Origin of the sequence: Paenibacillus sp. 481 (genome assembly GCF_021223605.1) — a bacterium.
In the GTDB taxonomy this organism is placed as follows: domain Bacteria; phylum Bacillota; class Bacilli; order Paenibacillales; family Paenibacillaceae; genus Paenibacillus_B.
This window is the reverse complement of the sequence record NZ_CP075175.1, coordinates 3,099,312-3,112,500: the sequence shown is the minus strand read 5'-3', so window position 1 is coordinate 3,112,500 and position 13,189 is coordinate 3,099,312. Positions and strand designations below refer to the sequence as shown.

Genomic DNA, 13,189 nt, shown 5'->3' with positions numbered 1-13,189 from the left:
AAGATACAAAACCAATTTGACGGTATTGTTCATTGACCCACGGTATGTCTGATTGTTCAGCTCGTCTAATTTGAATCATCTCTGTTCCCTCATTTCATATTCATTGTTAGCTCATAACTGTCACTTTTCATGGTTTATACATATAACGCTAAAGACGGTTGTTTATTACGCCAAATCTTTCGCTACAATTAACTGCATCTTTTTTTCTTCATATTATAGAAGAAACACATTTCGAAGTGTAAAAAAAGAGATGAGTGGCATTAGCCACTCACCTCTTTTTGTTCTTATTTATTAATGCCCGCCCATCGCTACATAACGAGTAATTACGAGTACGAACAAAACCCACATTAACCAGTGAATACGATACTTTGGCCTACTCTCACCAAACACATTGGCTACAAATGCGAGCAATACATAAGCAAGGATACCGAATGAAATACCGTTTGCGATGCTGTACGTAAATGGCATGAACGCTATCGTGAAGAAAGCAGGAATGCCTAGCACAAGGTCTTGAAAGTTAATTTCGCGTACAGCCTGCATCATCAAGACGCCTACTACGATAAGCGCAGCTGAAGTTGCGGAGCCTGGAATAAGTGCAATTAGCGGCGCAATAAACAGCGAAAGCAAGAAACAGATGCCTGTGGTCACTGCGGTTAGGCCTGTCCGACCACCCTCAGCTATACCCGCGGAACTTTCGACGAACGCCGTTACGGTACTCGTTCCAAGTGCAGCACCGCCCGCAACAGCAACTGAATCGACGAACATCGCTTTGCCGACGCGCTTGTTGCCTTCTTCTTTATTTTTCATAAAGCCAGCACGATTCGCCGTCCCAACTAATGTCCCAAATGTATCAAACAACTCAACAAAGGTGAACGTTAATATAATAGAAACGATTCCTACACCTAGAATTCCTGCGAAATCAAATTGGAAGGCATTCATTTGCGAGAAATCTGGTATCCAAGGCGTCTTCACGCTATCAATGTTGTCTAGGCTCACAACGCCCATAAACAGTGCCGCAAATGTTGTCCCTAAAATACCGAACAAAATCGCTCCACGAACATTCAATATCATCAATACGGATATAAGTGCTAAGCCGATCAGCGTTAAAAGTACGTTCGGATCACTAAAGCTACCAAGTCCGAATACTGTTTCAAATCCTTGAAGTGGTGTAAACGTACCACTAGGGATATCATTTACCGTTTCAACGGAAACGGAGAGAAGACCACTGTTTTTCAAGCCCACTACGGTGATGAACAATCCAATGCCGACGGTGATTGCGTGCTTTAATGCATCTGGTACGGCATCCAGTAGCATTTGGCGAATTCGCGTTATCGTTAGTAAAAAGAAGATAACTCCTGAAATAAACACTGCGGTTAAAGCCATCTGCCATGAAATTGCTCCACCCGACGAAATAACAACTGTCGCAAAGTATGCATTCAATCCCATACCTGGCGCTAGAGCAACAGGGAAGTTAACGAAAAGACCCATCGCAATCGTAAAAATGCCTGCCGCAATCGCGGTCGCAAGAAACACCGGATACCATTCCATACCTGTCTTGCCGAAAGCCGTCAAAATGTTCGGATTTACTGCTAGGATGTAGGCCATCGTCATAAATGTCGTTATCCCAGCCATAATTTCTGTTCTTACACTTGAACCGTGCTCCTTGATTTTGAAGAAGCGCTCCATACGCGTAACATCCTCCCCATAGCTTTCATCATGAAAAAAAGAACTCAGGCGTATAGTCTCCCGAGTTCTGGCTAGAAAAGGTACGACGAACGCTTCCCTGCGATAGAAGTGACTAGAATGATAGAGTTAGAATTATAATGAAGATGCAATCGCACATCTCTCCATTCAACTTTATCTTATCATTCATGTAGCAAGTCGCAGTATATAACTCTATCAGGTGATGATAGTTGTATCGCGTAAGCGTCGTGACTTCCCGTAGCCAGGTCATTTACGGTGACCTCGTAGAGACTTCCAGGCCTATCCCCGGAATTATACGAAAAGAGATTCAGTTGTGATTGTTGTCTACATTTTAAGAAAAACGTCGAACATTGTCAATGAAAATCCGAATATTTTGATATATAAATATATGTATCGTTCGTGTAATCTTCCTCGGAAAGAGGGGATTAGTAATAAAAATAACCATTCCTCACCTTTTTAAGAGGTGAGGAATGGTTATTTGTTAATTCAAGTCTATTCCCACTCGATCGTAGCCGGTGGCTTCGATGTTACGTCGTACACGATACGGTTAACGTTCTCAACCTCGTTCACGATACGCACGGAAATCTTCTCAAGAATATCCCACGGAATACGTGCCCAGTCTGCTGTCATGCCGTCGATGGATGTAACCGCGCGGATACCTACTGTGTAGGAATACGTGCGCGCATCGCCCATTACGCCGACACTCTTCATATCAGGCAAGGCCGTGAAGTATTGCCAGATCTCGTTGTCCAAGCCCGCTTTTGCGATTTCCTCGCGCAAGATAGCATCGGATTCACGTACGATTACAAGCTTGTCCTCTGTTACTTCGCCCAAGACACGAATCGCCAAACCTGGTCCTGGGAACGGCTGACGCCATACGATAGCGCGTGGCAAGCCAAGCTCTTCGCCGACTTTACGCACTTCGTCTTTGAACAACGTGCTCAAAGGCTCGATCAATTTGAACTTCATATCTTCTGGCAAACCGCCTACATTGTGGTGCGATTTGATCGTTTGCGCTGTTGCCGTACCACTTTCTACGATATCCGTGTACAGTGTGCCTTGCGCCAAGAATGCAAAATCACCGAGCTTCGCCGATTCTTCATCGAAGCAGTAAATAAACTCGTTACCGATAATTTTACGTTTCTGCTCAGGATCAGATACACCTGCAAGCTTGCTCATAAAACGCTCGCGAGCATCGATCTTAACTACTTTCATATCGAACTTACCAACAAACGTGTCCATTACACCTTCAGCTTCGCCCTTACGCAGCAAGCCATGGTCAATAAACATACATGTCAGTTGATCGCCAATTGCGCGGTGAATCAGCATCGCAACAACCGAAGAGTCAACGCCGCCGCTCAAGGCGCACAACACGTTACGATCGCCGACTGTTTCGCGAATTTCGCGAATCTTGTCTTCGACAAACGTTTCCATACTCCAGTTGCCTTCGCAACCGCAAATGTTATACAAGAAGTTGCGAATCATGTCGTTGCCGTACACAGAGTGACGCACTTCTGGGTGGAATTGCACCGCGAAGAAACGCTTCTCTGCGTGGCTCATTGCCGCAATCGGAGCATGCTCCGTGCTTGCGTCAACACGGAAGCCCGCCGGAGTTTCAGTAACCAAGTCCGTGTGGCTCATCCACACCGTTTGGTTCGCTTCCAAACCTTCTGCCAACGCACTGTCGGGTTGGAAGGTAACGTCCGCTTTTCCGTACTCACGCTTGCCCGCGCGTTCTACCTTGCCCTGCAATTGATGCGACATCATTTGCATTCCGTAGCAAATACCGAAAATAGGAAGGCCTAAATCATAGATAGCCGGGTCCACTAATGGCGAGTTCTCTTCATACACACTCGCCGGACCACCTGAAAAGACAATGCCCTTCGGATTCAGCTCCTTAATGCGTTCTACAGATGTGTTAAAAGCAATCAGTTCGCTGTATACGCCCAAATCGCGGATACGACGTGCAATAAGCTGGTTGTACTGTCCACCGAAATCGAGGACAACGATCATTTCATTTGGCTTAGTCATTTCGAGCCTCCCACAAAATATTGTTCATTATTATACCGGAACGACAAAATAGGGTCAATTAAACTCACAAAGTTAACATTTTTAGAAAAAAGTTTTTAAAAGAATAAATTGAAATATGCCGTCGAATCATGTAAGTTGAATACAATATATCCCAAGCAATATTTCGGGATAAAACTAAATAAGGGGTGTATGTTTACATGGCCAAAAGGCAATGGATTGTCACACTTGCCCTGTCAACATTTTTTGCAGGGTCGTTCAGTTCGTTTGGTCCCGTTTATTCGACAGCACATGCATTAAACACCGAAGAGACACCGCGTTCTAACATCACGGAAGACATCCAATCGCTTAGCTCGCCTGACATATTTGAGCAAAATGACTCCGAAGGATCACATTTTGAAGAAACACAGTTCGCAGTAACAGCCGCAACTTATGACCCCACTGCATTTTTGACCCTGTTTGATAAAGATAAAATTGTACACAACTTCCGCTCCATGCATAAAGTATTCCCAAGTCGCATCGTACGAAACGATCTACATCACGTGTACAAATTCAAAAAAGCTCTCCGTAAAGTCCCTAATTTCACTTACACCTACAATGGACAAGCTCGCACATTCAAAGATTTACTCCAAAGAACAGGCACAACAGGCCTACTCGTGCTGGAAAACGACAAAATATTAATCGAGAAGTATTACCAAGGAAATACACCAAAATCGTTAGCTACATCATGGTCCATCTCCAAATCCATTACATCAGCTCTAATTGGCATCGCAATTGATGAAGGACATATTAAAAACGTAAACGATCCGATTACAGACTATTTGCCGGAATTAAAGCAATCAGGCTATAACGGCGTTTCAATTAAGCACATTTTAAATATGGCATCCGGTGTGAAGTACCCTAATTTTGATAACGAGTTTATGAAGGTATGGCATCAAGAATTGTTCGTAGACAAAAAATCATTTAACCATAAAATGACCGGACTCCCTGCCGATACTGTTCCCTCAGGTACGTTTGTATATAAAGGTTCAGACACCCAAGTTCTAGGTATGCTGCTCTTAAAAGTTACCGGTAAACATCCTTCTAAGTATTTAGAGGAAAAAATATGGAAGCCGTTAGGTATGGAAAGTGTCGCAAAATGGAACACAGACATGCACGGTGACGATATGACTTTCGCCTTTCTGAATGCGACAGTACGTGATTATGCAAAAATTGGTCGCCTGTATTTAAATAACGGCAATTGGAATGGGAAACAAATTGTTTCGGAAAACTGGATCAAGGAAACTTATATCGCCAGTGAGGGATCACCCTTTTATAAATATCAATGGTGGATTCCTATGGAAAGTAACGGCACAGAAATTATTGCAAACGGGATATATGGACAAACGATTTACGTGAACCAAAAAGAGAATATTGTCCTTATTAAAACGAGTACAGACACCGTGGAAGAAGGCTTAGAAGAGATCGTCGCCTTCCGCGAGATCATTAGAGTACTGAAACAACAGCCGATTCCTACAAACGAATCGAACTAATCTTAATTTCTTCATAACGTAATAGCATCTTTCAAATTCGAAACCGGGATGTCTCAAGTCATTGCAAATGACCGCAAGACATCCCTATCCATTTGTGGACAATAAGAAATAGAGTGCCCCAACCCATATAAGTGATTCCTCATGGACTACTCATCTGATTGCGGAAGGACAACCCGTTAGTTAGCCGCCTTAAATCGTTCGTAAGCAGCAGCGTAAATAGCTACGTAGCGCTCAACTTTCATACTGCTGATTTGTGCAACATAATTGTCCCACTCCTCGAAGCTAGCCGCACCCGTTATAAATTTATCTCGCATTTCATCGATATACGTATGAATATCAGTCTGGATTGTCATCAGCTCTTCCTGCTCTTCAGGCGTAAAGTTAAAGACAGGCCATACTTCGTCCATCTTGATCGTAAACGGTTCAGCTTGTTTAGCGTTAGCAATGGAACTTGGGTATCCTTCTGCCCCTTTGAAAAAGCGTTGCTTCACGATGCCCGGGTAGTACCCACCAGGCCACGTTAAGTACTGACTAATCGCCTGATCCAAGTTCAAGCCATCTGGATTGTTCCGGAGCGCTTCCACGTATTCAAACTCACCGTCGGCTTTCTGCTTGTAGGTGACACCCTCGAAGCCCATAAAGAACATCTTCACTCCCTCGTCACTGTATAAATGATCGATCCAGCGCATGGCTGCCTCTGGATGCTTCGCTTTGTCCGTCAACACAAACATGCCCGTATTTCCAAGCGGCGAGCCGACATTTGTCGCTAGGCGTTCTCCGGAAGGGCCTTTAAGCACAGGCATGCCTATAAACCCTTTTTGATTGTAGATAGCCGCAGGGTCTACGCCGTCTAGGAAGCCATAAAGTCCTTGGCTCGCCTTGGCAGCGATATCCGTTTCCTTCATCGTAAACGTCTCCTGATCGAGCAGCCCATCGCGGTACAGTGTATGCATATATTGCAGTAGCTCTTTATAGCGCTCATTCGTTGGAATAAAGCGCAGCTTGCCCGTCTTAGGATCAAGATCAACGTGCTCATTCGCGATCCCATTTTTGTTGAAACCGTAGGTGCCTTTCAGGAAGTTAATCATCTGTTTCACACCGCGCGAGCCCCACGGAATTTCATCTGGTTTGCCGTTGCCGTTTGGGTCTTTTTCCTTCATTGCTTTTAAGACCGCGTGCAGCTCAACAAGAGTAGTCGGTGGCTGCATGTTCAGCTTGCGCAGCCATTCCTGCTTCATCCATGGCGTGCCCATGTATAGCGATTTAAAGGCCGGATCAAAGATGGTCGGCAGCCCGTAAATGCTGCCGTCTGGCATCGTGATACCTTTTTTGACAATCGGATATTGCTCCATGATTCGTTTGAAGTTGGGCGCATGTGTATCAATAAGGTCATCCAACTTGATGAAAGTCCCCTGACTTCCGTACTTGATAAGATCACTTCGCGAAAAGGCAGACGCGAAAAAGATTTCCGGATATTCTCCGCCTGCAAGCTTAATGTTACGCTTCTCTTTCAAACTGTCGATCTGCACCGTTTCCCACTTGATATGAACGTTGGACAGCTTCTCGTACTGTTCCCACAACATAAGCTTGTTCCAATCTGCCGAGGCATAAAATTTGGCCGCAAACGCACTCATCGTCAGCTTTTCCTTCGCGATAGGCATCCCTTCCACATTAAGCTGCGCGAGCCGCTGTTCACTCGATTGCGCAGCTGCTGGAACATCTGCTCCACTATTTGAGCCTTTACTACAAGCAGTAAGCACGAATGACATCATCATCACGCTACATAGCAGCATGAGACCGACTTTTTTGACGCGTTTTGGATAGGACACACTCGTTGCACGCATGATTACCCCTCGCTTTTCACCTAGTATTTTAAGGACGACTTACCACCTAACTCGCTGCTACCCTTTTAATGCCCCAATCATCATGCCTTTCACAAAATAACGCTGCAAAAAAGGATACAACAGCAACACAGGTAAATTCGCGACAACGAGTACGGCATACTTCAAACCCTCAACGGTCATTTTCATCCGTGCTGCCGATTCACTTTGCAGCTTCACGAGATCACCCGCATCACTTTGAATAACGATTTCGCGCAGGACAAGTTGGAGTGGAAACAGCTCCCTGCTGTCTAAATAAATGAGTGCGTTGAAGTACGAATTCCAATGACTAACCGCGTAGAACAAGACCATCACCGCGATAATCGGCAGCGACAACGGAAGTACGATTCGGAGGAGCGTTTGCATATGGCTGCTACCATCGATCATCGCAGCCTCTTCCAGTTCAGGCGGAATGGACTGCTGAAAAAAGGTACGCATAATGATAATGTTCCACACCGCCACCGCGTTCGGGATAATCATGACCCAAATCGAGTCCAGCATGCCTAGCTGTTTAATGATTAAATACGTTGGAATTAGCCCCCCGCTAAAAAACATCGTAAACACGATGAGTAGGGTGATGGCATTCCGTCCGAACAAATCTTTGCGTGCGAGTGGATACGCAGCGCAAATCGTCATAACCACGTTAATTGCAGTGCCTAACACGGTGTACAGAATGGTGTTGCCATATCCGATCAGGATATCTTTGTTATTAAAAATTTTGAAATAGGCGTCAAAGTTAATATCTTGCGGCCACAGCCACACCGCCCCGTTCAATACCGCCTCTGGATTGCTGATGGAGGCGCTAAGCACGAATACGAGCGGGTATAGGACGATAAGTGTAATGATAGTTAGCATCGCGATATTAACCGCGTTAAATAGACGATCTCCCCAAGATTGATCGAGCATGCGCAGCACTCCTTTACCATAGGCTCGTTTGGTTTACGCGACGTGCAACGTAGTTCACAACAATAAGCAACGCAAAGTTGACAACAGAATTGAACAAACCGATAGCCGCCGAAAAGCTATATTGGGCATCAAGAATCCCCGCGCGATAGACGTAAGTGGAAATGACGTCCGAGCTTGCCATGTTGAGTGAATTTTGCATCAGAAAAATCTTTTCAAAGCCAACTGCCATAACGCTGCCTAAGTTGAGAATGAGCAAAATGATAATTGTCGGGGCAATACTAGGTAAATTAATGTACCAAATGCGCTGCATCTTGTTAGCTCCATCCATCGTTGCCGCTTCATGCAACTGATGATCGACGCCTGACAACGCGGCCAAATAAATGATGGAGCTCCACCCCGTCGTCTGCCATACGTCCGAAAAAACGTAGAGCGTTTTGAACCAGTTTGGGTCAGTCATGAATCGAATCGGCTCTCCACCAAAGAAAACGATCATATGATTGACGATACCTGTACTGGGATGAAGAAAAATAAACATCATGCCGACAACGACGACGATAGATAGAAAATGAGGGGCGTAGGTAACGGTTTGTACGATTTTTTTAAAACGAGTTGATTGGACTTCGTTCACCATTAGGGCAAGCAAGATTGGGATGGGAAAGCTTAAAAGCAGCGTGTAGAAGCTGATCGTTAAGGTGTTGATCATAAGTCTTTCGAAGAAATAGCTATCAAAGAACCGGGCAAAGTGCTTGAATCCAACCCAAGGGCTGTCCCATATGCCCTTATTGGCCATAAAATCCTTAAAGGCAATTTGCACGCCGTACATCGGCAAATAATGAAAGACGATAAAATACAAAAGGACGGGGGAAATTAACATATACAATTGCCAATTCTTTTTGATGGAACGCCAAACGCTACCTTTTTTGCTCATTGTGGTCATGATCCGTACGCTCCTCCCCGTAAAATAACCGGCTACATGGTGTTAAACGAATTGCTCGGTTCACACCGTATTTACACTTTCGAAAGCGAAGCAAAATCAGGTATTGGCGATACTTGCACCACTCCGCCCCCTGTACGAATGGAGTGGGTAGCCGCACAACCTACCGCGACACTCATTCGTCCTGCTAACGGCGTAGCGACTGGAGCTTTTCCATCTAAAATCATAGCAATAAAATCATTGCAAATATTCGGATCAGCACCGCTGTGCGAGCCTTCAGACTCCTTCACGTGGTAGACGCGATCCGACAGTTCTCGCGCACTATTCGAGCGACGCGTCCAGACGTAAACCTTGTTCTCGAGCTCGTTATTTTCAAGTCTGCCTTCTGTGCCGATAAACGTGTAGTTCCGCTGATAGTCCGGTGTAAAATGGCACTGCAAGTAGGAAGCTTTAATTCCTCCCTCCAGCTCCATAATGACCATATTGTTGTCCTCTACGTTTACTTCTTCGCGGAAGGCGCACTCGATAAGATGTCGTGGACTCGCCTCCGTACACGTTGCGCGCTCGTCACATGCCGGACAAGTCAAATCGTTCGACTTCGTGCCGCCATAGAAGTCCAGTCCGCCAAACGCCGACACTTTCGTGGCGTATCGCCCCGTAATCCAATGGATGATGTCGATGTCGTGCGACCCTTTTTGCAACAGCAGCCCTGTCGAATTGTTGGCATTCGCGTGCCAATCATGAAAATAAAAGTATCCGCCCCAGCCTACGAAATGACGTACCCAGACTGCTTTTATTTCGCCAATCACACCAGAATCTACGATTTCCTTCATCGTTCGATACATGTTCATGTAACGCATGTTGAATCCAACCATCAGATGTTTGCCCGACTCTTGCCATGCACGCAAAATGTTGTCGCAACCTTCGACCGTAATCGCCAACGGCTTCTCGCAAAATACGTGCTTACCTGCACGCAGTGCCGCCACAGCATGCTCTTCATGACAGAAATCAGGTGATGTGACAGCAATCGCATCAATGTCGTCACGCTCCAACAGTTCCCGATAATCGGTCGTCACAAAAGCATCTGGATTCACTTCTTGCTGAAATGCTTGCAGTTTATCAGGGTAAATGTCAGCCGCTCCGACAACGATTGATCGCCCACCTGGCTTATGCCAATACTTCGCGATCCCCCCTCTTCCACGTGCGCCAATCATAGCCATTCGGACTTGATTCATCGTTCATTTCCCCTCTCTATTCGTTTGTATAGTTTAAAAGGTAGTTGCTGACCGCAGACGGTGAAGCGCTTACAAAATAAATTGGAGTGTTATGTGTTAGGAAAGAAGTAGGCGTTTGTGTTTGGGGCCAAATTAATACGAGTAAGATTCAAATAGTATGTATTATAAGCATGTTTATTATGGAAATATTTTCTTTTACTTGTGTTACGCCCATTATATTACGTCATTCAAAAGGCCGTCAACTCATTTTAAGGAAGATTAAATGATTTATATTAAATTTATTGGGTGCAAATAAATTGATATTACCCAAATTTTTCTCACCTCAATCAAGAGGCTATTCTTCTCGAAAAAGAATGTACAAAGTTAGATTTCCACTATTTACAATAAGGAAATTATGACCTATAATTCGGATGAAAGTTAAATATTACGTAATTACGTATTAACGTATTCAAATATTCGGGTATTCATGTATTTCCGTATTTGCGTAAAACATGTCAAAGGTGGCGATCTGTTTAAATGTCCAACAATCAAAGCTTAAGTACTGACGTTCAACTACTAAAGCAACAAGTAGCCGAGCTTTTTCGACTCGTGCAGCAACTAAATAGTGAAGCGACAACTTCCGCATCGACAGCATCCGCGTACAATTGTGACACGAACAGCGGACACGAAATAAAAGTCGAGCAGGATTTCAAGGTTGACGAAGCCGTCCGTGCTGTCTTTTATTCCGGCCAATATGAAGTTCAGGGGCAGCCATTCCGTTGGCTGCCACAGAAGCGAAACACAGACGATTTACTAGGATTAAATAGTGAAAAAGTGTCTAAAGTGCTGACAGCGTTGGCACATAAGCAACGACTAGACATCCTAAGAGCACTCCTAGGCCAAGCGCTGACAGGAGCTGAACTGGTCGAGCAATTAAATATGGGTACGACCGGCCAATTGTACCACCACCTCAAGGCGCTGCTAAGCAGCGATTTAATCGTGCAGCAAGGTGGACGTTACACGGTTCCTAACCACCGGACGTTTCCACTGCTAGTACTGCTTGCTGCTGTATCCGATTTGTTGGATACGAGCAAATATATGGACATGGCAGAGGCTAGACAGCAAGTAGCCACTTATCTGGGAGCTGCTGAGGAAAACCATGATCCGCACCTCTTGCTATGGGCAGTCGTCGAGAATGTGGTGCTCGAACATCGTGCTGGACACAGCAGCGCAGTCGGTCTATTTCTGCATGACGATGGCAGCGTAACGGTATCGGATAACGGAAGAGGCATTCCAACACAGGTGCTGCCGCATACGAATGAGCCTGCGGTTCAGTCCATTTTGACCGATATACGTAGATTTGAAGCTGACGCACCGTACATGGCTCATGGCGCAGAAAAAGGGATCAGTATTGCCGTCGTTAACGCCCTATCGTATCGACTTACTATTGAAATACGACGAGATGGGCGTATTTACCGCCAGACGTATAAATACGGTGTTCCAGAAACCGGACTCATGACTGTGGGCTTAACGAATGAATCCGGAACAAGTGTGACGTTTAAGCCAAATCCGGAGCTGTTCAGCACCGAATTCAAGCGCGATATTTTAGAAGAGAAGGCCGCACAACTCGCAGCGAGTTATCCCGAGCTTACGATTACAGTCCAACATTAAACTCATCATTTTTCCGATTAAGGGGGCACGTGTACATGTCAAATCAAACGATCTGCAACGTCGAAGATGTCATGGAAATGCTTGATTCCTTGTTTAGAGAGGACCGCCCATGGTGGGATGAATTTTATCAAAATCGGGAAAAACCGATTCCATTTTTCGTGAACGCTCCTGATGAAAATCTGGTGCACTATGTGCAAACGTATCATCTACAGCCGAAAAAGGTGCTTGAACTTGGATGTGGAGCAGGCCGAAACGCGATTTATATGGCGGAGCAAGGAGCTGTCGTCGACGGCGTTGATATTTCACAAACCGCGATCAACTGGGGAGTAGAGCGCATTAAAGAGCAAAACGTGAACAACGTAAACTTGATGTGCAAAAACATTTTTGAACTGGATATTGAAGTTGAGAGTTATGATTTTGTATATGATTGCGGATGTTTTCATCATCTATTGCCGCATCGTCGAATTCGTTATCTCGAATTACTCCATAAAGCGTTAACACCTTCTGGCTACTTCGGGTTGGTCTGCTTCGCCCGTGGAGATATGGGGTCGGAAATCAGCGATTGGGAAGTGTATCGCTTGCGTAGTTTGCAGGGTGGATTAGGCTATACTGAACAAAGTATAAAGGCAATTTTCAATTCATTTAAGATCATTGAGCTGCGGAAAATGAAGAAGATAGAGCAGCCCCACGCCCTGTTCGGTGAATCGTTTATGTGGACGGCTTTGTTTCAGAAAAAATAAGTAAATCATGCGGGTGCTTCAGATAGGCAAGTTGCAACCAAGGCTTTACTTTGATAAGCTGCAACGAGTTAGAATGCACCCGCTATGTAAGTTAGATTACGGTTGACCCGTGCTAATGATGGCGTGGCTAATAGGCTAAACAGACGGTTCAGGGTGAGCACTTAAATGTTCGTGTAAAATGTACCAACGCCAATCTTTACGTACAAGTGCATTCGTTCCTCGTCCTCCACCTTGTTTGAATACGCCTTGCTCATAGCCCTGCCAATGAAATTCATATACGCACACTGCAGTATCCTCTGCTAAGGAGACCCATTGCACATTTTCAATGCGGTACGTTTCCTCCTTAATGGTGTCCCAATTCCGATTGAAGACAGCTCGAATAGCATCCATCCCACAGTAGGTTCCGTCCGAAAATATGTATACTGCCCCCTGCGTGATGAGCTCTGCAACATTGTCAAAACAATGTGAGTTTGTTGCATCTTCATACTGTTTCATAAATCGGTTTAATTCTTGGATCATGGTGTTCCCTCACTCTTGTATTGGAATACCAATATCATAGAGGGCCATTCTCCGAAATTCA

At 45.1% G+C, this 13,189-nt stretch carries 11 protein-coding genes and 1 riboswitch (1 of these 12 running past the window's edge); of the genes, 3 read left to right on the top strand and 8 right to left on the bottom strand.

Annotation, left to right across the window (positions count from 1 at the left end; all coding sequences use genetic code 11):
* From KIK04_RS13740 to guaA, 3 genes are all read right to left on the bottom strand, one after another.
* Positions 1–79, bottom strand: the start of a protein-coding gene (locus tag KIK04_RS13740) for a GNAT family N-acetyltransferase (RefSeq protein ID WP_232274240.1). It extends 356 nt beyond the left edge of the window; the window shows 79 of its 435 coding nt (coding positions 1–79); its start codon is at positions 77–79; its stop codon lies off the left edge, out of view.
* 212 nt (positions 80–291) lie between these two features.
* Positions 292–1,686: an NCS2 family permease gene (locus tag KIK04_RS13735; RefSeq protein ID WP_232274239.1), complete on the bottom strand. Its 1,395-nt coding sequence runs from the start codon at positions 1,684–1,686 to the stop codon at positions 292–294.
* Positions 1,687–1,922: 236 nt separating this feature from the next.
* Positions 1,923–2,023, bottom strand: a riboswitch (purine riboswitch).
* A 173-nt stretch (positions 2,024–2,196) separates the two neighbouring features.
* Positions 2,197–3,735 carry a glutamine-hydrolyzing GMP synthase gene (gene guaA, locus KIK04_RS13730; protein ID WP_232274238.1) on the bottom strand — a complete coding sequence of 513 codons (1,539 nt, stop codon included), beginning with the start codon at positions 3,733–3,735 and terminating at the stop codon, positions 2,197–2,199.
* 197 nt (positions 3,736–3,932) lie between these two features.
* Here guaA and KIK04_RS13725 point away from each other — a divergent pair, with 197 nt between their 5' ends.
* Positions 3,933–5,264, top strand: coding sequence for a serine hydrolase domain-containing protein (locus KIK04_RS13725; RefSeq protein ID WP_232274237.1), 1,332 nt, complete (start codon positions 3,933–3,935; stop codon positions 5,262–5,264).
* Positions 5,265–5,440: 176 nt separating this feature from the next.
* Here KIK04_RS13725 and KIK04_RS13720 read toward each other — a convergent pair whose 3' ends face one another.
* The 4 genes from KIK04_RS13720 to KIK04_RS13705 form a co-directional block, all read right to left on the bottom strand.
* On the bottom strand, positions 5,441–7,108 hold the full coding sequence (locus tag KIK04_RS13720) for an extracellular solute-binding protein (RefSeq protein ID WP_232274236.1): 1,668 nt from the start codon (positions 7,106–7,108) through the stop codon (positions 5,441–5,443).
* A 57-nt stretch (positions 7,109–7,165) separates the two neighbouring features.
* A complete protein-coding gene (locus KIK04_RS13715) occupies positions 7,166–8,050 on the bottom strand; it encodes a carbohydrate ABC transporter permease (protein ID WP_232274235.1) in 885 nt (294 codons plus the stop codon).
* Positions 8,051–8,063: 13 nt separating this feature from the next.
* A complete protein-coding gene (locus tag KIK04_RS13710; RefSeq protein WP_232274234.1) occupies positions 8,064–8,987 on the bottom strand; it encodes an ABC transporter permease in 924 nt (307 codons plus the stop codon).
* Between the two features lie 71 nt (positions 8,988–9,058).
* Positions 9,059–10,219: a Gfo/Idh/MocA family protein gene (locus tag KIK04_RS13705; protein WP_232274233.1), complete on the bottom strand. Its 1,161-nt coding sequence runs from the start codon at positions 10,217–10,219 to the stop codon at positions 9,059–9,061.
* Between the two features lie 516 nt (positions 10,220–10,735).
* Between KIK04_RS13705 and KIK04_RS13700 the strand changes: the two genes are divergently transcribed.
* Positions 10,736–11,869, top strand: a complete 1,134-nt coding sequence (locus KIK04_RS13700) for an ATP-binding protein (RefSeq protein ID WP_232274232.1) — start codon at positions 10,736–10,738, stop codon at positions 11,867–11,869.
* Between the two features lie 35 nt (positions 11,870–11,904).
* Entirely contained in the window at positions 11,905–12,609 is a 705-nt protein-coding gene (locus tag KIK04_RS13695; protein ID WP_232274231.1) for a class I SAM-dependent methyltransferase, read from the top strand.
* A gap of 135 nt (positions 12,610–12,744) precedes the next feature.
* On the opposite strand, the gene KIK04_RS13690 is transcribed toward KIK04_RS13695, so the two are convergent.
* Positions 12,745–13,128, bottom strand: coding sequence for a YybH family protein (locus KIK04_RS13690; RefSeq protein ID WP_232274230.1), 384 nt, complete (start codon positions 13,126–13,128; stop codon positions 12,745–12,747).
* Positions 13,129–13,189: the final 61 nt, after the last annotated feature.

Bases quoted from the DNA above. Each gene is read 5' to 3' on its own strand.
- KIK04_RS13735 (WP_232274239.1), bottom strand. From the start codon at position 1,686: ATGGAGCGCTTCTTCAAAATCAAGGAGCACGGTTCAAGTGTAAGAACA.
- guaA (WP_232274238.1), bottom strand. From the start codon at position 3,735: ATGACTAAGCCAAATGAAATGATCGTTGTCCTCGATTTCGGTGGACAG.
- KIK04_RS13725 (WP_232274237.1), top strand. From the start codon at position 3,933: ATGGCCAAAAGGCAATGGATTGTCACACTTGCCCTGTCAACATTTTTT.
- KIK04_RS13720 (WP_232274236.1), bottom strand. From the start codon at position 7,108: ATGCGTGCAACGAGTGTGTCCTATCCAAAACGCGTCAAAAAAGTCGGT.
- KIK04_RS13715 (WP_232274235.1), bottom strand. From the start codon at position 8,050: ATGCTCGATCAATCTTGGGGAGATCGTCTATTTAACGCGGTTAATATC.
- KIK04_RS13710 (WP_232274234.1), bottom strand. From the start codon at position 8,987: ATGACCACAATGAGCAAAAAAGGTAGCGTTTGGCGTTCCATCAAAAAG.
- KIK04_RS13705 (WP_232274233.1), bottom strand. From the start codon at position 10,219: ATGAATCAAGTCCGAATGGCTATGATTGGCGCACGTGGAAGAGGGGGG.
- KIK04_RS13700 (WP_232274232.1), top strand. From the start codon at position 10,736: ATGTCCAACAATCAAAGCTTAAGTACTGACGTTCAACTACTAAAGCAA.
- KIK04_RS13695 (WP_232274231.1), top strand. From the start codon at position 11,905: ATGTCAAATCAAACGATCTGCAACGTCGAAGATGTCATGGAAATGCTT.
- KIK04_RS13690 (WP_232274230.1), bottom strand. From the start codon at position 13,128: ATGATCCAAGAATTAAACCGATTTATGAAACAGTATGAAGATGCAACA.